This is a genomic window from Kitasatospora sp. NBC_01539, from assembly GCF_045040525.1.
Lineage (GTDB): Bacteria > Actinomycetota > Actinomycetes > Streptomycetales > Streptomycetaceae > Kitasatospora.
This window is the reverse complement of sequence record NZ_CP109390.1, coordinates 7,707,306-7,727,151: the sequence shown is the minus strand read 5'-3', so window position 1 is coordinate 7,727,151 and position 19,846 is coordinate 7,707,306. Positions and strand designations below refer to the sequence as shown.

Below are 19,846 nucleotides of genomic sequence, written 5' to 3'. Positions count from 1 at the left end.
GCCCGCCGCCGGGAGATACCGCGGGCTGTCACCCCAGGCGTGCACTGTGGTGCCATGAACACCACCACGGACAACCCGCCCGCGGGCACGGAAGGCCCGCTCGCCGGGCGGATCGCACTCGTCGCCGGGGCCACCCGCGGTGCCGGACGGGCCCTCGCGGTCGAGCTCGGCCGCTCCGGCGCCACGGTCTACGTCACCGGCCGCACGACCCGCGACCGGATCAGCGAGGTCGGCCGGACCACGGAGACCATCGAGGAGACCGCGGAGCTGGTCACGGCGGCCGGGGGCACCGGTGTCGCGGTGCCCACCGACCACCTGGACGAGGACCAGGTGCGTGCCCTCGTCGCGCGGATCGACCGCGAGCAGGGGCGGCTCGACATCCTCGTCAACGACCTCTGGGGCGGCGAGCACCTGCTCGTCGGCTCCGTCTTCGGCAAGAAGAGCTGGGAGACGCCGCTCGCCGACGGCCTGCGCATCCTGGAGCTCGGGGTGCGGTCGCACGTGATCACCGCGGCGCTCGTCCTCCCGCTGCTGATCCGCTCGGACGGGCCGCTGCACGTGGAGGTCACCGACGGCACGGCGGTCTCCAACCGGCGGTACCGCGAGAACCTCTACTACGACCTCGCCAAGAACGCGCCGATCCGGATCGCCTTCGGCCTGGGCCAGGAGCTGGCGGAGTACGGCGGCACGGCGGTCGCCGTCACGCCCGGCTGGATGCGCTCGGAGCAGATGCTCGCCGCGTTCGGGGTGACCGAGGAGAACTGGCGCGACGCCGTCGCCCGGGAGCCGGACTTCGCCATCGCCGAGTCGCCGGCCTACCTCGCCCGCGCGGTCGCCGCCCTCGCCGCCGACCCGGGCCGGGCCGCCCGCTGGAACGGGCGGTCCACCTCCAGCGGGGAGCTCGCCCGGGTCTACGACGTACGGGACGTGGACGGCAGCCGGCCGGACGCCTGGGCGTACCTGGAGGACGTCAGGTACGGCGGGAAGGACCGCCCGGCCGACGACTACCGCTGACGGCCCCGGCCGCCCGCCGCACCCTGCGGCCCCGGCCGGCGCGGTGTCAGGCCGCGCCGATCCGGAGTGCCTGCGGCAGCGGGACGACGGCGGGGTCCGCCGGCCTCACCGGGTCGGCGCCGCCTCCGGCCGCGCGCCGGAAGGACGCGAGCCGCTCCGGCGCGACGTGGCCGTGGAACGCGGGGAGGCGGTGCAGCCGCCGGACGTACGCCCGCAGCCGGTCGTACCCGTCCAGGAGGTCCGCCGTACCGGCGTCCGGGCAGGACCCGAACCCGCCGCCCAGCCGGACGAGGGCCACCCACAGGTCCACGTCGGCGGCGGTCAGCCGACCGCCGAGCACGTAGGGCGCCGCGTCGAGCCGGCCGTCGAGCAGGGCCAGCGCCCGGTGCTGCGCCTCCGCCGGGGCGTCGCCGGTCAGCGCCTCGTCGAGGAGGTCGCGGAGGGCGTCGATGTCGTCGGCCAGGGCCGGCGGGCGCAGCCCGGGCAGGTCGTCCCGGGCCGGGCCGGCGAGGTGCTCGGCGAGGTCGCGGAGGATGTCGGGGGTGTGGTTGCTGACGATGCGTCCGCTCCACCGGTCGCAGAGCGCGGGCACGGTGAGCGGGCCGTCGTAGTGGTGCAGGGTCGCCGCGTAGGCCAGGCGCAGGGACTCGCCCGCATCGGGCGTGGCCGGAGCCGTGAGGACGGTGGTGGTGACCGCTGTCCCGAGGTCGAGCAGGTCGAGGGTGATCGCGACGCGCAGGGAGTCCGGACAGTCCGGACAGAGGTACACCTGGTACCGGTGCGGGGCGGGGTAGAAGCCGCCGGCGCGGTGGACGCCGATGCGGCTGCGGAAGCGGTGGTCGGGATCGGCGGCCTCGGCCCGCAGCGCGGACGGGCCGGGCTGCGGCAGGCACGGCACGGCGTGGCCCGGACCGGGCAGGACTGTCTCGGACATGGCTCTCCCTCGGGTGGTGGCGCCCCGGCAGCCCGGTCGGTCACGGAGGCAGCGCGGAGTCCCGCCCTGTGTCCGGCCGTACCGGCTCCGCGGCCCGGTGCGCGTGGATGCGCGGTGGGTCGGGGATCAGGCGGCGGGGCCGCGGGCGCTGCAGACGCGCAGGAGGTCGATGTGCAGGCGCCTGGTGAGGAGGCAGCTCCGACGGCCGGGGAGTCCCGGCGTCCGCCGGGTGTCCTCCCGCTCGCTGTCGGCACTGCGCATGTCCACCGGTCCGATCGTCGGGTCCCGCCGGACACGGGGCCGCGCTTGCCCCGCCGCGTCGGCGGGGCCCGGTCGTCACCCGGGGCACCCCGTCGCGGTGGAAGGGTTGCCCGTCAGCGGGCCGGGGCCGATGACCCGCCCGGGCAGGAGTCCTGCACGGTGGGGCGCTGACTGTCGTGACCGTCAGCAGCAGTGTGGTCGAGCACTGCCGGGTCGTCAAGAACACTGACGGGTAGGCCCGGACGGCGGTTCGGCCGGTGGGGCACGGGGCTGCGGGGGCCGCCGGGGCGAGGTGCCCCCGCGCCGGCGGCCCTGCGGCGTCAGCGGGAGTGGATCCCGATCTCGTTCAGGGAGTACCGGTTGTCGGTGCCCCGTTCCAGCAGGGTGATCCGCACGTGGCGGGCGTCGGTCGGGGTGAACGGCCGGTTCTCCAGTCCGCCCCGGCCGCCGGTGGTGGCGTAGACGGTCCGCCAGGTGGCGCCGTCGGTGGAGACCTCGATCCGGTAGGCCTTCGCGTACTGGTCGGACCAGTTCAGCACGGCCCGGCCGACCCGGCGGACGGCGCCCAGGTCGACACTGATCCAGGCGGTCGCCACGGTCTTGCTGGCCCAGCGGGTGCCGGGGTCGCCGTCGACGGCCTTGCCCGGCGGGTAGGAGACGACGACGGCGTTCTGGTAGTCGGAGGCGGTGGCCTTCGCCCCGGCGGCGAGGTTCGCGAGGTCGTCGGTGCGGCGGGCCGGGAACTCCACCACCTGCTGGTAGGTGGGCCGGTTCTGCCAGGCGATGCGGGGCACGGTGATGCCGCCCATCGCCCGGTGCACGATGGAGTCGGCGCAGACCTGGTCGCCCGCGCCGCAGTACTTGTCGGCGGGGTAGGTGGTGGTCGCGGGCGTCGCCGCGGCGGCGGTGAGCGTGTCGAGGAGCACCTGCCGGCAGGCCGTCAGGGAGCCTCCGCCGCAGTACGGGCGGTCCAGGGGGCCGCGGACGGTCTGTCCGAGGACGCCGCGGATGTCCTTGCCGACGTACGACCACCAGCCGTGCTGGAACGCGGAGCCCTTGTGCGCCTCGCCCGCGGCGATGCTGCTGCCGGAACTCCCGCTGCCCTGCTGCCCGTTGGAGGGCGACTCGTTGATCTGCGCGACGGCGGTCAGTGCCCGGTAGAGCCCGTCGCCGAGCGCGGGCCGGAACTCGCCCTCGACCAGCAGCGGCCACCAGGCGTCCAGCAGGCGGATCGCCTCCGCGTCGGCGTAGACGCCGTCGCCCTTCGCGGCCTCGCGCCGGTGCGAGCCGGACGCCTGCCAGGCGCGGAGCCTCGCCACGGCGGCGGCCTGCCCGGGGTCGGTGACCGGCGCCGCGTCGATGACGCGCAGCAGGTCGGGCAGGACGCGTTCGGCCCGCAGGTCGACGGCGGCGGCTTCCTCCATCGCGGTGACGAGGTCGGCGCGGGTCACCGCGCCGCGCCGGGTGAGGTCGGCGACCCGCCGGTCGAGCAGGTCGGCGCGGTGCACGGCGCCGTTGCCCCAGGCGGAGGTGAAGCCGGGGGCCTGCTTGTTGTTCCAGCTGACGTAGTAGTCCTGGTCGGTGGAGTGCGGGTGCTGCGCCGGGGGTGCGACGGCCGAGGTGTTGGCGGCGCGGTCCCAGCCCTGCCACGTGTAGGCCGGGCGGGCGAGGATCGGCAGGTCCGGGTCGGTGCCCGCGGCCCGCACCGGGTCGGTGCCGGAGTTGTAGTACGCGGTGTGGTCGGCGTCCGCGTAGAACCAGTTGAAGGTGTAGCCGACGTCCTGGGCGGCCTGCTGGAACGCCGCCGCGGAGGTGATCGCCGCCGGGTCGTTGAACTCCTGGAAGCCGATGACGGAGTCCAGGTCGTGCCGGTAGGTGGCGCGCAGCGCGGTGTACGCGACCGGCCGGCCGGCGACGGTGCCGGTGTGGGTGACCAGGCCGTACGCGGAGCGGAGCGTCACCAGGTCGTAGGCGCCCGCGGCGGTGGCGTCGGCGGTCGACGGCTGCCAGGCGTTGTGCCGGGTGAGGGTCTCGAACGGGGTGCAGGTGCCGTCGAGGAGGTAGCTGAGGGAGGCGGTGGTGGGTGCGGCGCCGGACGCCTCGCAGAGGTCGGCGGCGAAGGTGTCGGTGATGTCCTGGTTGGCGGAGGTCGCGCTCCAGGCGTAGTCGGGCCCGCGGCCGATCTCCACGTAGAAGCTGAGGCCGGGGAAGGACGCCCCGCGGGTGCGCAGGCCGGGCCCGTCGAGTTCCTGCACCATGAGGATCTGCGGCGCGTAGTAGCCGGTCTGCGGGCCGAAGACGGCGATCGGGTGGCCGGAGGCGGTGTGCGCGCCGGAGACGAGGAGGGCGTTCGACATGCCCTTCTTCGCGGTGATCAGGTCGGCGGGCAGCACGCCCTCCGCCGTGGCCGTCGCCGCGGCCGCCTGCGCGGCGGCTCCCGCGGTGGCGCCGGTGCCCGTGCCGTTGCGGGCGTGGGCGTAGGCGGTGACCGAGTCGGCGTCCGGGAGGGCGACGCCGACCGGGGCGGCGGGCGAGGCCGCGTACGGGAACGCCGTGCCGTCGTGCACGGTGGCGGTGGCCTCGGGGTCGTCCCCGGAGCGCCAGGCGGTGTAGGCGCGGTCGCCGTCGGCGGTGCCGTAGCGCTGGCGGAACGCCAGTCGGGCGAGGGCGTTCTCGACCTCGCCGCCGCCGCCCCCGCCGAAGATCGCGCCGATGACCGAGGAGACCGCGACGACGTCGGTCGCGGTGAAGGGCTGCACGGTGGAGCCGTGGCCGGTCAGCACGTACTCGCCGGGGTAGGTGTCGGCGGCGACGTCGGCGGCGGCGAAGGCGTTCAGCCCGGCCACGTAGTCCTGGATGTCCTGGTACGCCTGCGCGCCGCGGCCGCCGGACGCCCGGACCCGGTCGAGCTGCTGCTGGAGGTCCGTCTCGGTGTACGGGGCGACGGCCCACAGGCTCTGCTCCAGCGCCCGGTTGCCGGCGGCACCGCCGGCGAACGACGAGAGCTGGCCGCGTCCGACGTGGCGCAGCACGTCGATCAGCCAGAGGCGGTCCTGCCCGGCCGCGTAGCCGGCGCCGAACTCGGTGTCGGCCCGGGTGGTGCCCTTGATGTGCGGGGTGCCGGTGGCCTTGTCGCGGGTGATGGTGACGCCGGGCCGCGGGGAGAGGGTGCTCTCGACCTGCCCGGCGGCCACGCCGAACGAGGCGTCGTTGAAGTAGGCGGCGAGCTGGTCGTCCGTCAGCCCGGAGTAGTCGTGCAGGAGGTTGTCGTACCGCTCGACCTGGTCGGCCGAGTGGGCGGGCCGGGTGCCGACGCTCTGGTGCAGGAGGATGCCGGCGAGGGTGGCGTGGCCGTTCTCGCCCGCGGTGAGGATGTCCTGGCACTGGCCCAGGCAGGGGTCGCCGGGCGCGGGCGCCGGGCCCGCGGCGGCCTGTGCGGGCAGCGCGGCCGCGCCGGCGGCGAGCAGGGCGACGGCGGTCAGGGCCGCGACGGCGGCCGAGCGGAGCGACCGCCGGGTGCGGCCGGGGCCGCCGGAGCGGCGGGCCCGGGCGGCCTGCGCCGGAACAGGGGCTGGAGCTGGGGGCACCGGAGCCTCTTCCTTGGGTGGGGTCTGGCATGCACACCCGGGAACGGGTGCACGCGAACGTTAGACCCGCTCCTCCACCTGTCGGTAGATCCGCGCCGCAATCCGCCATGGGACCGCAACAGCACTGACACACAAGGGGCTTGAGTGGAAGTCCGGAACCTCCGGGACGACGCCGGGGGCGCGTCCGCGCGCCCCCGCCCCCGCGTCAGATCCGGAAGATCGACCCGACGAACTCGGACAGCAGGCGCTCCTTGAGCGGCCCCGGCAGGGCGTCGAGCAGCACGAGCACCGGGGCCATCCGGCCGGGCAGGCCGCCCTGCGGGTCGAGCCCGGCGAAGGCCAGCACCCCGGCGACCTCCTCCGGCCCGAGGGCCGCGGGGTCGAGGCCGGCCGCGAGTTCGGCCAGCGCCGGGTCGACGGCGACCGGCGGCAGGGTGCGGGCGGTCTTGAGGGCGGCCGCCAGGTCGGCGAGCAGGTCCTCCACCCGGTCGGCGGTCGCCGGGGTGAGGGTCAGGTGCAGGTTGGGCGGCAGGCCGTCGTACGACAGCTGCGGCTGGAGGTACCAGCCGCGTTCCCGCATCTCGTCGGCGAGGTGCAGCAGCAGGCTGAGGTCGGGCCGCCCGTCCGGGCCCTCCAGGGTGAGGGCGACGAGGCCGGCGGCCGGGTCGCCGAGCACGCGGACGCCGGGGGTGGCCCGCAGGCCGGCCAGCAGGCGGTCGGAGGCGTCCGCGACGCGGGCGGCGAGCGCGGTGTAGCCGTCCTCGCCGACGTGCCGCAGCACCGCCCAGGCCTGGGCGAGCAGCCCGCCGGACTTCGTGCCCTGCACGGTGGGGTTGACGACCGGGTAGCCGGGCCAGCCCGCGTGCGCGAAGTACTGGTGGCGGCGCAGCTCGGCGTCCCGGTAGAGGACCACGGAGGCGCCCTTGTCGGCGTAGCCGTACTTGTGCAGGTCGACGGAGAGCGAGGTGACGCCCGGCACGGACAGGTCGAACGCGGGCACCTCGCGGCCGGCACGGCGCAGGTAGGGCAGGATCCAGCCGCCGATGCACGCGTCGACGTGGCAGAGCACGCCGCGGGCGGCGGCCGCGGCGGCGATCTCCGCCACCGGGTCGACGACGCCGTGGGCGTACGAGGGGGTGGAGGCGACGACCAGCACCGTCCGGTCGTCGATCGCGGCGGCCACGGCGTCGGCGTCGGCCCGGTACGTCGCGGGGTCGACGGGCACGACGACGGCCTCGACGCCCAGGTAGGCGGCGGCCTTGTGGAAGGCGGCGTGGGCCGTCGACGGCAGCACCATGCGCGGCGCCGTCACCCCGCGGGTGGCGCGGGCGTGGTCTCGGGCGGTCTTCACGGCGAGCAGGATGCTCTCGGTGCCGCCGCTGGTGAAGGTGCCCTGGGCACCGGGGGCGCCCAGCACCGCGGCGACCGCGGCGACGATGTCGTTCTCCAGCCGGGCGACGGACGGGAAGACCGTCATGTCGAGGCCGTTGACGGTGGCGTAGGCGGTGTACGCGGCGGCGGCCAGGCCGTCGAGGCCCTCCAGGCCGGCGTCGTACACGTAGGCGAAGGTGCGGCCGCCGCGGGTCGGCGCGTCGTCGCCGCGCAGGGCCCGCAGCTCCGCGAGGACGTCGTCCGCGGGGCGGCCGGGCGGGAGGGCGCCGGCGGGGGTGTGGTCAGCGGGCACGGGTGGTTCCGTTCTCGGGTGCGGGGGTGGTGGCGGCGGGCAGGGGACCGCTGTCGGGCAGACGGTCGGCGGCGGGCAGGGGGTCGGCCGGTTCGGCGCGGTAGCGGCGGAGCAGCAGGAGGCTGGCCGCCGCGAGCAGGGCGGGCAGCAGTCCGGTGCCGGCCGTGATGGCGGCGAGGGCGGTGTCCGGCTGGGTGCTGCGGTGCGCGGCGTCCGACGCGTGGAACCCGCTCAGGGCGAGCAGCGCGGCGAACACCCCGGCGCCCACGGCGAGCGCCAGCGTCTCCGCGGCGGTCCACAGCCCGGTGAACGTCGCGGCGCGGCGGCTGCCGGTGCGTTCGGCGTCGGCGGCCAGGGTGTCGGCGAGCATCGTCAGCGGCAGCAGTTGCAGGCCCGCGTACGCGACGCCCACCGCGGCCGCCGCCACGTAGCCCAGCCACGCCCCGGCCGCGCCGGTCAGCGCCAGCGCCGCGCAGGCCGCCACGAACAGCACCGTCGCGCAGCCCTGCGCGTACGCCGTGCCGCGGCTGCGGGCGAGCCGGTTCCACAGCGGCATGACCAGCACCAGCGGGCCGATCATCGCCGCGAAGAGCGGGGTGACCGCCGACGGCGAGCCGAGGGTGTACGTCGCGAAGTACTGCACCCCGGCGAGCATCACGCCCACCGCCAGCGCCTGCACCGCCCACATGCCGAGCAGGTGGCGGAACGACCGGTTGTCGCGGACGGCGGCGAGCTGCGCCCGCAGCGACGGCTCCGACCGGCTGCGCGCCACGGACGGCGCCCGCCGGGTCGCGTGCCAGGCGCCGAACATGCCGACCGCCAGCAGGCCGGCGACCGCCGCACCCATCAGCCGGTAGCCGGCCGCCGTGTCGCCGCCCGCGTGCGCGAGCGCCGGCGCCACGGCCCCGGAGAGCAGGATCGCCGCCCCCAGGAAACCCACCCGCCAGCCCAGCATCCGGCCGCGCTCCGCCTCGTCCTCCGTCATCTCGGCGGGCATCGTCACGTACGGCACCTGGAACACCGCGTACGCCGTCGCCGCCAGCAGGAACACCACGGCGACGTAGCCCGCCGCCGCGGCACCGCGCAGCGGCGGCGCGGCGAAGAGCAGCGCGAACAGCGGCGGCAGTGTGCACGCCCCGATCAGCAGGAACGGCCGGCGCGGCCCCCACCGCCACCGGCTGCGGTCGGACACCGCACCCACCAGCGGGTTGACCAGCACGTCCCACGCCTTCGGCAGGAACACCGCCGCGCCCGCCACCGCCGCCGGCACCGCCAGCACGTCGGTCAGGTAGTAGAGCAGGATCAGGCCCGGCACGGTGCCGAAGGTGCCCGTGCACAGCGAGCCGACGCCGTAGCCGATCCGCACCCGGGCGGGCAGCGGTCCGGCCGCGGGGGCGCTCACCGGGCCCTGCCCGCGGGAACGAGCGCACGGAAGCGGGGCAGCACCTCCTCGCCGACCCGGTACGCCTCCTCCAGGTGCGGGTAGCCCGAGAGCACGAACTCGTCGATGCCCAGCGCCGCGTACTCGGCCAGCCGTTCCGCCACCTCGTCGTGCGAGCCGACGAGCGCCGTCCCCGCCCCCTCCCGGACGAGCCCGACGCCCGCCCACAGGTTCGGGGCGATCTCCAGGGAGGCGGCGTCCGCCCGCCCGCCGTGCAGGGCCGCCATCCGGGCCTGCCCGGTCGAGTCCATCGCGGCGAACCGCCGCTGGGTGGCCCGGACGGCCGCCGGGTCCATCCGGTCCAGCATCCGCTCGGCCTCCGCCCACGCCTCCGCCGCGGTGTCCCGCGCGATCACGTGGATGCGCAGCCCGTGCCGCAGCACCCGGCCGGCCTGCGCCGCCAGGCCGTCGAGGCGCGCGATCCGGGCGGCCAGCGCCTGCGGCGGCTCCCCCCAGTACAGCTGCACGTCGGCGCGGCGCGCGGAGACCGCCTCGGCCGCCGGGCTGGCACCGCCGAAGTACAGCGGCACCGGGTGCTCGGTCGCGGGGTCCACGAGAGCGGCCCCCTCGGTGCGGACGTACCGCCCCTCGACGTCGCCGCTCCGACCCGCCAGCAGCTCCCGCAGCACCGCCATCACCTCGTCGGTGCGGTCGTAGCGTTCGTCGTGCGCGAGGCGGTCGCCGTACGCCCGCTGCTCGACCGGGTCCCCGCCGGTCACCACGTTGAGCCGCAGCCTGCCCCCCGCGAAGCGGCGGAAGGCGTCCGCCTGCTGCGCCAGCAGCGTCGGACTGGCGAACCCGGGGCGGAACGCCACCAGGAAGCCGATCCGCTCGGTGTGCTGGGCGACGGCCGTCGCGATGATCCACGGGTCGACGCACCCCAGGCCGACCGGGGCGAGCAGCGCCGTGAAACCGGCCTGCTCCGCCGCGCGGGCCACCTGGGTCAGGTAGCCGACGTCGGCGCGGCGGCGGGTCGCGGCGAGCGTGCGGCCCTGGACGGACGTCACCCCGCCGGGGTCGCGTCCGTCGCCGCCGGTCGGCAGGAACCAGTGGAACACCGGCTCACCGCGCAGGGCGGGCTCGTCTCCGGGCACGGGAACTCCTCACCGGGCGGTGCGCGGGCGGCACACCCCGGGTACACGGGACCGGCCGGAACGGCCGGCGGGGAGAGACAGGGAAGGGAGGGGTGACGCACCGGCGCGGAACCCGCGGCGCACGGCTCACCCCGGCGACCGGCACGGCACCCGCCGGTCGGGACCGCCCGTCAGACGGCGGGACGGCGGCGGACGGCGGGACGACCGGAGAGGCTGGGGCCCCAGGCGGGGCTGGGGCGACAGGCGGGGCTGGGGCGACAGGAACGCGACGGACAGGGCACCGGACAGCCGCCCTCGCCACCGGACCGGTGCACGAAGGACTCGCTGGCTGCAGGGACGCCTGACATGGCACAGATCATGAACGACAACCCACCCCGCCCACAAGGGCCGGTCGGAAGAGCCGCCGGCCGGGCCCGTCCGCCGGGCCCGCGCTCGACCTGCTTCGGCGTGCTCCGGGAGTGACCACCCTCCCGGCCCGATCCGGGCGCCGACCGGCGCGGTGCGTCGTCCCGGCGCCGGTGCGGTGGAGAGTGAGCCGCCGGCCGTCCCGGCACCCGGCGGGGCCCTGGCCTCCCATCGGTCGGCACCGTCGCCGGGCCTGCGTCACGGTCCGCACCGATCGTCGCGCGGGCCGGAGGTCCGGCTGCGGGTCGTCGAAGGGCGGGCCGTCAGACGGGTTTGACCGCGAAGAGCTCCAGGTGTCCGCACGACGGGCAGCGGAAGGCGTCGATCTGCCAGCGCGGGCGGCCCAGGCGCTTGGCCCCGCCGAAGATGCCGCGCTCCAGGGCGCCCGCGATCCACCGCGCGTACCCGCGGGAGCCCTCCCCGGTGTCCTCGACGAAGCCCTGCTCCAGACCGAGGACACCGCACTGCGTGCACTTCAGGTTCTCCACGCCACCGAGTGTAGGAGGCGCGTACGACACGTGTACGAGTGATCGGCGGACGGAACGGCGGGCGGCCGGGCCGCAGTTCCGCTGCCGCGGCGCCGGCCGGCCGCGCGAACCCGGGGCCGCCGGGGCCGCACCGGGCCTCCACGCCACGATCGCGGGCAGCGCACCGCTCGACGCGGCCGTGCTCCGGCCTCCCGTCCGCCCGGGCCTGCCGGGCACTCCTCGCAACGGCGCAGCGCCCGAAGGGTGTTGCCCGGGTTGCGCACTGCTGCGGAGGACTTCCCCGTTCAGCCGACCGGGGCGGCCGACCGGGAGGGTCCGTCCGGAGCCACCGCGCGCCGCCTGCTCCGGCGGCCCTGCATCCACGTCACCGTCAGTGCGACGGCGCCCGCGACGGTGAGCAGCAGCCCGACACCCGCCTGCACCACGAGCGCCCGGGCCTTCCGGCCGGCCGCCCCGTCCACCAGGCCACCCGTCGACCACACCGCGAGGCCCCGCACCGAGGTCTCGGGCACCAGGCCGTCACCGTCGGCGAGGACGTGCCGCGACACCTGCTCGCCGGCCGTCTCCCCCCGGTCGTCGCCGAGCACGAAGAGCTGGTGCGGCCCCACGGTGACGTCGAAGTCGAAGGAGGTGCCGCGCACGTAGGGCTCGTCCATCGCTGCGCCGTTGCGCCGTATGCCGTCCTCGGAGCAGCAGTAGAGCCGGTCGCCGGCATGCCCCAGGACCCGCTTGAAGGCGGGGCCGTCCGTGGCGGTACGGCCGACGTCCAGGAGCACGACACCGCCGTCCTGCACGGTCACCGTGTCCGCGACCAGCACCCGGTCGCCCGGTTCCAGGAGCGGCGTCATCGCCCTGCCTCGGACGGTGTACACGTGGTAGTCGCCCGTCAGGTGCCGTCCCGCGTCGGCCGCGACGGCGCCGCCGGCCACCAGCACCGAGGCCGCCGACCAGATCACGGCCCGCCGCCCGCGGATCCCCCGCCGCACCATCCCGCACCACTCCGCTCTCGACGCCGCTCACCCGCCCGCGCGCACCCGGGCATGCCCCGGCACCCGACGCGGCGCATCGTACCAATCATCACACCGCCACCTGGGGACCGGTGGTGGGCGCCACCGCGGCCGGCGGACGGATCCCGCAGGGGGAACCGGCTCGTGTACCGCTGCGGTGACCGCGGTGTGCAAGATCGCGGCGATCCGCGCAGCTCGTGATCCCGGCCGCGGAACTCATCCGGCGCAGGCCGCCGCGCCGTTCACCTTCGGCCTGTCCGAGGTCGGCGCACTGGGCGCGGCGTAGGCGGCGAAGATGACCGCGCGCCGGCCGCACATCGCCGTGTCCGGGCGGGACGAACCGCAGGCCGCCCGGGTCGGGCGCCAACCAGGTCCAGTCCTCTGGCAGTTGAGGATCTCCCGCGCCCGCGCAGCGGCGACGGCCGAGGGCTCGCAGCGTATGCGAGAACGTCACAGAACGTCCTTCTCCCGGTTACACGGCAGGACCTCACGACGTGTCATGCTCCCGCTTACCACATAGTCAACACGCGTAGATCGCGGCGCCCTTGAGTAATCCGCCGCCTTCCGGCGCGTGCCGTCCCGGGAAAGGCACCCCTATGCCCGTTGCGCAGATACGCAGGTGGAAGGTGTCGTCGGCGACCGTCCTCGCCGTCCTCCTCAGCCTCACGCTCCCGACGGTCGCCGCGACCCCCGCGAGCGCCACGACCACCGCGTACGACAGCACGTACTACAAGAACGCGATCGGCAAGAGCGGCACGAGCCTGAAGTCCGCGCTGCACACGATCATCAGCCCCCAGACCAAGATCTCGTACGACGCGGTCTGGAACGCCCTGAAGGTCACGGACCAGGACCCGAACAACACCGGTAACGTCATCCTGCTCTACAGCGGGGTCTCGCGCAGCAAGACCCTCAACGGCGGCAGCGTGGGCAACTGGAACCGCGAGCACGTGTGGGCCAAGTCCCACGGCAACTTCGGCGAGGTGACCGGCCCCGGCACCGACCTGCACCACCTGCGCCCCGCGGACGTCCAGGTCAACAGCATTCGCGGCAACCTCGACTTCGACAACGGCGGCAGCGCGGTCGCCAACGGCGGCGGCAGCCTCGTCGACTCCGACTCGTTCGAACCGCGCGACGCCGACAAGGGCGACGTGGCCCGCATGATCCTCTACATGGCGGTCCGCTACGACGGCGGCGACGGCTTCGCCGACCTGGAACCCGACGAGAAGGTCAACAACGGCAGCACCCCGTTCATCGGCAAGCTCTCCGTTCTCAAGCAGTGGAACGACGAGGACCCGCCGAGCGCCTTCGAGGAGCGGCGCAACCAGGTCATCTACGACACCTACCAGCACAACCGCAACCCGTTCATCGACCACCCCGAGTGGGTCGAAGCGATCTGGTAGACGCACCACGGCACGAGCCGGGCTCCCCTCCACGGACGGGAGCCCGGCCCCGTTCAGCACCACCGCACGGTGGCCCCGGCCGTCCACCCCGGCAGCCGGCCCCGGACGCCGGGAAACCCGCTGGGTGATCCCCACCGCCGGACGCTAACGTGCGGAGCGGACCGAGGAGGTGGGCCGGTGCGCCCCGTGCTGTTGGTGGATGTGGACGGACCGCTCAACCCGTACGCGGCGAAACCGCACCGCCGTCCCGAGGGCTACGGGACGCACCGCCTCCTGACACCCAGGTGGGAGGCCGCCGAGCGGCGCCGGCTGACCGCCTGGGGGCTGCCCCACAAGCCGGTGAGGCCGCTGCGGGTCTGGCTCAACGAGGACCACGGCCGGGCGCTGACCGCGCTCCCCTTCGACCTGGTCTGGGCGACCACCTGGGAGGAGGAGGCCAACGACTTCGTGGCCCCGATCCTGGGGCTGCCCGCCCTCCCGTTCGTCCCGTGGCCCTCGCCCAGGCCCGAGCCTGCCGGCGGAGTCTTCTGGAAGACGCCCGAGATCGTCTCCTGGGCGGCGGGCCGCGCGTTCGCCTGGGTGGACGACAACATCACCGACGCCGACCGCGCCTTCGTCCACGCCCACCACGACGGCCCCGCCCTCCTCCACCGGATCGACCCGCAAGCCGGCCTGGCCGACCAGGACTTCACCCTGCTGGCCGACTGGGCCGCGAGCCTGGACCGGCACCCTGCCGTCTGAACAGCCCGCCGGACTGCGGACCGGCCGGACGGCAGCCTCGCGCAGGAACGGTTCCGGTGTGGCCGGCGTGCCGCGCGAGCGCGACGAGGTCGAGGTCGAGGTCGAGGTCCGGGACCGGCGACGCCGGGGAGAGGCGGAGGACGGGACCCTCCGACCGGGCCACGAACCCCACGCCGTCCCGCTTCGACGGCAGTTGGCCGATCCGCTGCACGCGGAAACCCGTCCGGGTGCCCGACCCGGCCATCCCGGGGGACGGACCACCGGACGGGGCGTCAGACTGTAGACCGTGAACCACTCCACGACGGTGCCGCGCGCCGCCGCCCTCGACACACCGGCCGTCCGGCAGCGGGCACGGCCACGCGCACGGACTCCCGCGCGGAGACCGTCGTAGCCACGCCCGCCCGGCACCGTACCGGCCCGGCGCGCCCGTACGGTGGACGCACGGCGCGCTGACCGCCACCGGCCCGGGCCGCCGCCCACTCGCCCAAACCAGCCCCGACCAGCCCCGACCAGGAGACGCCGATGACCCTGCCGACGCCCGCCGAGACCTGCCCCCTGCACGGCGTTCCCGACAACTGCGGCGAAGCCGTCGCCCTCTACCTGGCCAAGGCCGCCGAACAGCGTCCGGCCGGGCAGCCGCGGACCGTCGTCGTCCACCAGACCTCCGCCGCACCGGCGTTCGTCCGACCGGTCGACGCGCGGGTGGAGGAGGCCCGAGCCGCCAACCAGGCGTCACTGCGCAGCGCCGCCTGGGTGGTCGGGGGAATCCTCGCGCTGATCGTCGCCCTGACCGCCGTGAAGCTCCTCGGCTGGATCAACCTGAGCATCCCGAGCGGCAACCAGCCGCAGCCTGCGGCCACCGTGACCGTGACACCGCGCTGACCGGGCGGAGGCGGACCCCCGGGCCCGGCTCCCGACACCTACCCGCACCTTCTGCACACGGGTCGACCACGTGTGCCGGAACCGCTGACGGGGTATCGAGGGACGTGACGACTGCGCACGAGGGGGAACGCACGGGATGGGGACACCTGACCACCGCGCGGCCGAGGAGCGGGGAACACCACCGCGCACCGCCGGGCCCGCGGGCCGGACCGCGGTGTACGCGACGCGTGCCGTCGCCCTGATCGCAGGCGTCGCGGCGATCACCGCCGGCGTCCTGTACGGGGTGGACCAGCACGCCCGGGCCACGGCCCACCTGCAGGCCCGGCCCTGCGCCGCCACCGCCGGGGCGACCGGCGGCGAGTGCCTCGGCCAGGAGGCCGGCACCGTCACCGAGAAGTACTCCGGCGAGGGCCAGGGACCCGACCGGCTCCTCGTCACCCGCGCCTCGGGCCGGCACGCGTCCTACGTCGTCGGCGGCGAGGTCTACAACACCGTCTCCCCGGGGGAGACCGTCGAGCTGACGACCTGGCACGACAGCGTCACCGCCATCTCGGCCGACGGCAGATCCAGCCGGGTCAGCCAACTGGGCATGGCCGCCCTGCTGTCGACGGCTCTCCTCCTCGGCCTCGGCCTGCTCGCCGTGGAGTACGCCGTCCTGATCCCCCGTGCCGGGACCCGCTGGGTCCTGCCCGCCGCCGGCCTCGGACTCACCCTGTGCGCGGGCCTGGGCGCCTGGACCGCCATCGACAACACCAGCTGGTGGACGTTCGGGACCGGCGTCACCCTCTGCCTCGGCGGAGCCGCCGCGGCGGCCGCCTACCTCAGGACGGCCGTCCGGCCCGCGCCCCGTCCGCAGGCCTCCTAGGGCGTGTCTGACGATTCGCGGCGGATCAGCGCGCGGCGTCGGGCGCCCGGCTGGGCGTGCCGGCGGATCGTCCTCGTACCGGGTCGTACTCGGGCGATTCACCGGTGCGTCCAGCCGGGATGCCCGGCGTCGTGCGCCCGCCGGGAATGGTCAGACACGCCCTAGGACAGCGGCTTCCCGCCGAGGCCGGTCCGGTCGACGCCGCGCGGCGAGAACGTCATCGAGCCGACCCAGCCCCGCCGCACGAGCGCGATCTGCGACGGGAGCGGTGTCACCGGGTCGAGCGCCCTCCCCCGCGACCAGTTCTCGAGCAGCCCCTCGGTCGTCTCGACGGCGGACACCACCATGGTGACCTGCTGGCCCCCGTCCGCCCAGGTGTTCCACAACGCCCACCCCTCCGGCCGGGGCTCGACACCCATCCGTGCGCACGCCTCCTCGTAGCCGTCCTCCATCCCGGCCGGCATGACGCCGGGTTTCAGCAGCGTCGCACCGACCAGTCTGACCAGGGCACGGTCCTCCTCGATGCAGCCGTCTCCCTCGAAGTGGTAGCTGCGCACCGCCCGCGCAAGCGCGTTCACACTGCTCCGGAACGGTGTCACGTCCTCCGGATCCGGCTCGTACGAAAGCCAGTCCTCGTCGGACGCCTCGACCGTGACACGGTAGGCGAGGCGCTCGATCTCCCGGAGATAGTCCATCTCGCCGAGCTCAGGTGCGGTCATGGCCCGCAGTGTCGCACCGCCCCCCTCCACACGGACACGGGTTTTCGGCCCCCCCACTCGGCCCCCCGAACCCGTGGCCCCCGCCGAACCCGTCGCGCACCGAAGAGCGCGCACGACCAGCTGTCGACTCCACCCGGCCGGGCTGCGGCAGCCCTGGCCGGGAGTGCGTTGCGACGATCAGGAGTTCGTCGAACACCGCATCGGGGCAGGCGGCAGCGTGCCGGTCCCGGGCAGGTGTCCGCCGACGGGATGCCCGGGCCACCACCGGCCGAAGGTCCGCCGCCCCATGCGGTGGGAAGGCTGCCGGCGGTGGCGCGGAAATCCGTTCCGGGCGGTGTCGCGCTGCCACTACGGTGGCACGGTGACGACTCAGGTGATCGTGCTCAACGGTGGTTCCAGCTCGGGGAAGTCCGGAATAGCCCGGTGTCTGCAGGCCCTCCTGCCGGATCCGTGGCTGGCCCTCGGGACCGACACGCTGGTCGAGGCGATGCCGGCCTCCCTGCAGGCGGACGGCGGGATCGAGTTCGCCCCGGACGGAGAGGTGATCGTCGGCCCGGCGTTCCGCACACTGGAAGCGGCCTGGATCGAGGGGGTCGCCGCGATGGCCCGTGCGGGCGCCCGGGTCATCGTCGACGAGGTCTTCCTCGGCGGCGCCGACTCGCAGCAGCGGTGGCGGACCGCCCTGGCCGACGTGTCGGTGCTGTGGGTCGGAGTCCGGTGCGACGGTGCGGTCGCCGCAGGCCGCGAGGTCGCTCGCGGCGACCGGATCATCGGCATGGCCGCGTCCCAGGCGGACCTGGTGCACCAGGGCGTGACCTACGACCTGGAGGTGGACACCGCGCACGCCGAGTCGATCGAGTGCGCGCGGGCCATCGCCGCCCGGGCCGGCTGACCCGGGCGCCGGGACGGCTCCGCCGCGGCACCGGCGGTGGCAGTGGCAGTGGCGGTGGCGGTGGCAGTGGCCGTCGTGGTCAGCGGGTGGACCAGGTGCGCAGCAGGGTGTCGAGGGAGTCGACGATCCAGGCCCAGCTCTCCTGCGGGTCGACGGCGGTGTGGCTGAAGCCGCCCCCCGCCTCCAGGCTGACGTAGCCGTGGAAGACGCTGCCCAGCAGGCGGACCGCGTGGGTCTGGTCGGGCTCGGTGAGGTCGTAGCCGCGCAGGATCGCCCGGGTCATCCGCGCGTGGCGGACGCCCGCGCTGGCGGCGGCCGTCTCGGGGTCGAGGCTGAACTGCGCGGCGGCGTAACGGCCGGGGTGTTCGCGGGCGTAGTCGCGGTAGGCGTCGGCGAACGCCGCGAGGGCGTCCTTGCCGGCACGTCCGGCGACTGCGGCCGAGACCCGGTCGGCGAGTTCTTCCAGGGCGAAGAGGGCGATCCTGGTCTTCAGCTCGTGGGAGTTCTTCACGTGCGAGTAGAGGCTCGCGACCTTGACGTCGAACCTCCGGGCGAGTTCCGAGGCGGTCACCCGGTCGAATCCGACCTCGTCGGCCAGGTCCGCCCCGGCTCGGGTCAGCCGCTCGGCGGTCAGCCCGGCTCGAACCATCATGTGTCTCCCGTCCGGCACCGATCGGTCTGCGTGTGCCCTGTGGCGCGTGCCGTGTCCCCTTCGCCCTCCGTGCGTCGGGCAGGTGCCCAGCATTCCACCTGCGGTTCGGCGGGAGGCACCGGGCGGGTGGGTGTGGGCCGGGAGGTGCGGCGCAGCAGGGTCGGTCCGGCCGTCCGGGAAGTCCGGTGCCGTGCCGGCGGTGCAGGCTGGTGGCAGCCGCCCGGGCCCGCAGGGGCCGCTGCGGCGGGCCGTGCCGGAGGTGCCCGGTTACCGTGGCCGTGTGGCCAGGATGCCCGACCGTGCTCCCGCGGAGCGCCGGACGCCGCCGCCCGTCTCCCGCCGTGCCGTGCTGATCGGCGCCGCCGGGGGCGTGCTGGGTGCGTGTGCCGGGCCCGGGGCCGGGTCGGGTCGGCCCGCGGGGTCCGGTTCCGGCGGGGCGGCGTCCGGGTCCCGGTCGGCGGTGCGGCTGCCGGTCGTGCTGGCGGTCCATCCGTCCGGGGCGATCGGGGCGGCGGCGGGCCGGGCCGAGGTGGAGGAGCTCTTTCGCGGCGGGGCCGGCTCCTGGCAGGGGTTCCGGGTGGTCCGGGGGCCGGGTGCCGTCGCCGTGGCCATGGCCGATCGGGGTGCCGTCGCGCTGGTGACCGCGGACGCGCTCGTCCCCGGGGTCGACGTGGTGCCGGTCGACGGGCACGACCCGCTCAGGGCGCCGGAGGCGTACCCGGTGACGGCGGAGGTCGGGGTCGGGGCGGGCGCGAGGCCGGGGCGCGTGGTGACGAGCCTGTGGACCGGGGACGTGATGCTGGGCCGCCGGGTGGGCGCCGCGATGGCCGGGACGGGGAACTGGGAGCTGCCGTTCGCGCAGACCGCGGACCGGCTGTCCGCCGCCGCCCTGACCGTGGGGAACCTGGAGTGCACCCTGTCGAAGGAGGGGCGGGCCACGCACGGCGGTGACTCGTTCGGGGCGGACCCGCGGGCGCTCGCCGGGGTGCGCCGGGCCGGCTACGACATCCTGACCCTGGGCAACAACCACCTGGGCGACTACGGGGACGCGGCGCTGGTCCGGACGGTGGCGGTGGCGCGGGGCGAGGGCTTCGCCACCACCGGGGCGGGAGAGAGCATCGCGGCCGCGCGCGATCCCGCGCGGGTCGAGGCGGGGGGCCTGCGCTTCGTCGTGCTCGCGTTCGACGCCGTCGGGGAGTCCCCGGAGGCGGGCCCGGCCTCGCCGGGCGTGGTCTGGCTGCGGATGCCGCCGATCACCGGGCCGCTCGCCGCGGCGGACCTCGCGGCCGTCGAACAGTCGGTCAGGGCGGCGCGCGCCTCGGCGGACGTGCTGGTGGTCGTCCCGCACTGGGGCAGGGAGTACAGCCACCGGCCGGTCGCCGACCAGTACACCGTGGCCCACCGGCTGGTCGAGGCGGGCGCGGACGCCGTGATCGGCATGCACCAGCACTGGGTGCAGCCGATCGAGGTGTACCGCGGCCGCCCGGTCGTGCACGGGCTGGGCAACTTCGTGTTCGACATGACGTTCTCCGAGCAGGTCCAGCAGGCGGTCGTCGTCGAACTCGTCCACTGGGGAAGGACGCTGAAGAGCATCCGGGCGCTGCCCGTGCGCATCGGGACGGGCGGGGTGCCGCGGTTCCTCGACCCGGCCGGGGCCGAGGGGCGCGGCATCCTCGCCACCGTGTGGGGCTGACCGGTGGCCGCGGGGGTCGGGCCGTCCGCCTGCCCCGAAGCCCGTGCGGTCGGCGGGGGTGCGGGGTCGGGACGGTCCGAATGCCCC

General features: G+C 75.5%; 17 protein-coding genes and 1 riboswitch. Of the genes, 7 read left to right on the top strand and 10 right to left on the bottom strand.

What is annotated here, in order from left to right; all coding sequences use genetic code 11:
* Window positions 1–54 precede the first annotated feature (54 nt).
* A complete protein-coding gene (locus OG335_RS33485; protein WP_405014891.1) occupies window positions 55–1,014 on the top strand; it encodes an SDR family oxidoreductase in 960 nt (319 codons plus the stop codon).
* A 46-nt stretch (window positions 1,015–1,060) separates the two neighbouring features.
* Here the strand turns inward: OG335_RS33485 and OG335_RS33480 are convergent, their stop codons facing one another.
* The 8 genes from OG335_RS33480 to OG335_RS33445 all read right to left on the bottom strand — a co-directional run bounded on the left by OG335_RS33480 (window position 1,061) and on the right by OG335_RS33445 (window position 11,897).
* Window positions 1,061–1,948, bottom strand: coding sequence for a glutathione S-transferase C-terminal domain-containing protein (locus OG335_RS33480; RefSeq protein ID WP_405014890.1), 888 nt, complete (start codon window positions 1,946–1,948; stop codon window positions 1,061–1,063).
* 126 nt (window positions 1,949–2,074) lie between these two features.
* Window positions 2,075–2,215 carry a hypothetical protein gene (locus tag OG335_RS33475; RefSeq protein ID WP_405015641.1) on the bottom strand — a complete coding sequence of 47 codons (141 nt, stop codon included), beginning with the start codon at window positions 2,213–2,215 and terminating at the stop codon, window positions 2,075–2,077.
* 30 nt (window positions 2,216–2,245) lie between these two features.
* Window positions 2,246–2,391, bottom strand: a riboswitch (SAM riboswitch).
* Between the two features lie 138 nt (window positions 2,392–2,529).
* The gene (locus OG335_RS33470; protein WP_405014889.1) at window positions 2,530–5,796 is read right to left on the bottom strand and encodes a penicillin acylase family protein; all 3,267 of its coding nucleotides are present in this window, start codon (window positions 5,794–5,796) and stop codon (window positions 2,530–2,532) included.
* Between the two features lie 205 nt (window positions 5,797–6,001).
* The gene (locus OG335_RS33465) at window positions 6,002–7,480 is read right to left on the bottom strand and encodes a pyridoxal phosphate-dependent decarboxylase family protein (RefSeq protein ID WP_405014888.1); all 1,479 of its coding nucleotides are present in this window, start codon (window positions 7,478–7,480) and stop codon (window positions 6,002–6,004) included.
* Window positions 7,470–8,882, bottom strand: a complete 1,413-nt coding sequence (locus OG335_RS33460) for an MFS transporter (protein WP_405014887.1) — start codon at window positions 8,880–8,882, stop codon at window positions 7,470–7,472. Before OG335_RS33460 ends, OG335_RS33465 begins: the two co-directional genes overlap by 11 nt.
* Entirely contained in the window at window positions 8,879–10,015 is a 1,137-nt protein-coding gene (locus OG335_RS33455; protein WP_405014886.1) for an LLM class flavin-dependent oxidoreductase, read from the bottom strand. The genes OG335_RS33460 and OG335_RS33455 overlap by 4 nt, the downstream gene beginning before the upstream one ends.
* A gap of 668 nt (window positions 10,016–10,683) precedes the next feature.
* Window positions 10,684–10,908 (bottom strand): hypothetical protein, encoded by a 225-nt coding sequence (locus tag OG335_RS33450; RefSeq protein ID WP_405014885.1) that lies wholly within the window; start codon window positions 10,906–10,908, stop codon window positions 10,684–10,686.
* A gap of 284 nt (window positions 10,909–11,192) precedes the next feature.
* Window positions 11,193–11,897: a S26 family signal peptidase gene (locus OG335_RS33445; protein WP_405014884.1), complete on the bottom strand. Its 705-nt coding sequence runs from the start codon at window positions 11,895–11,897 to the stop codon at window positions 11,193–11,195.
* A 614-nt stretch (window positions 11,898–12,511) separates the two neighbouring features.
* Here OG335_RS33445 and OG335_RS33440 point away from each other — a divergent pair.
* From OG335_RS33440 to OG335_RS33425, 4 genes are all read left to right on the top strand, one after another.
* Entirely contained in the window at window positions 12,512–13,315 is an 804-nt protein-coding gene (locus tag OG335_RS33440; protein ID WP_405014883.1) for an endonuclease I family protein, read from the top strand.
* A gap of 186 nt (window positions 13,316–13,501) precedes the next feature.
* The gene (locus tag OG335_RS33435) at window positions 13,502–14,056 is read left to right on the top strand and encodes a hypothetical protein (protein WP_405015616.1); all 555 of its coding nucleotides are present in this window, start codon (window positions 13,502–13,504) and stop codon (window positions 14,054–14,056) included.
* Between the two features lie 522 nt (window positions 14,057–14,578).
* Window positions 14,579–14,938, top strand: coding sequence for a hypothetical protein (locus OG335_RS33430; protein WP_405014882.1), 360 nt, complete (start codon window positions 14,579–14,581; stop codon window positions 14,936–14,938).
* Between the two features lie 136 nt (window positions 14,939–15,074).
* The gene (locus tag OG335_RS33425) at window positions 15,075–15,803 is read left to right on the top strand and encodes a hypothetical protein (RefSeq protein WP_405014881.1); all 729 of its coding nucleotides are present in this window, start codon (window positions 15,075–15,077) and stop codon (window positions 15,801–15,803) included.
* A gap of 161 nt (window positions 15,804–15,964) precedes the next feature.
* Here OG335_RS33425 and OG335_RS33420 read toward each other — a convergent pair whose 3' ends face one another.
* Entirely contained in the window at window positions 15,965–16,522 is a 558-nt protein-coding gene (locus tag OG335_RS33420; RefSeq protein ID WP_405014880.1) for a hypothetical protein, read from the bottom strand.
* Between the two features lie 361 nt (window positions 16,523–16,883).
* On the opposite strand from OG335_RS33420, the gene cpt reads away from it, so the two are divergent.
* On the top strand, window positions 16,884–17,414 hold the full coding sequence (gene cpt / locus OG335_RS33415) for a chloramphenicol phosphotransferase CPT (RefSeq protein WP_405014879.1): 531 nt from the start codon (window positions 16,884–16,886) through the stop codon (window positions 17,412–17,414).
* 79 nt (window positions 17,415–17,493) lie between these two features.
* Here cpt and OG335_RS33410 read toward each other — a convergent pair whose 3' ends face one another.
* Entirely contained in the window at window positions 17,494–18,063 is a 570-nt protein-coding gene (locus OG335_RS33410) for a TetR/AcrR family transcriptional regulator (protein ID WP_405015615.1), read from the bottom strand.
* Window positions 18,064–18,541: 478 nt separating this feature from the next.
* Between OG335_RS33410 and OG335_RS33405 the strand changes: the two genes are divergently transcribed.
* The gene (locus OG335_RS33405) at window positions 18,542–19,759 is read left to right on the top strand and encodes a CapA family protein (protein WP_405014878.1); all 1,218 of its coding nucleotides are present in this window, start codon (window positions 18,542–18,544) and stop codon (window positions 19,757–19,759) included.
* The last annotated feature ends 87 nt before the right edge of the window (window positions 19,760–19,846 follow it).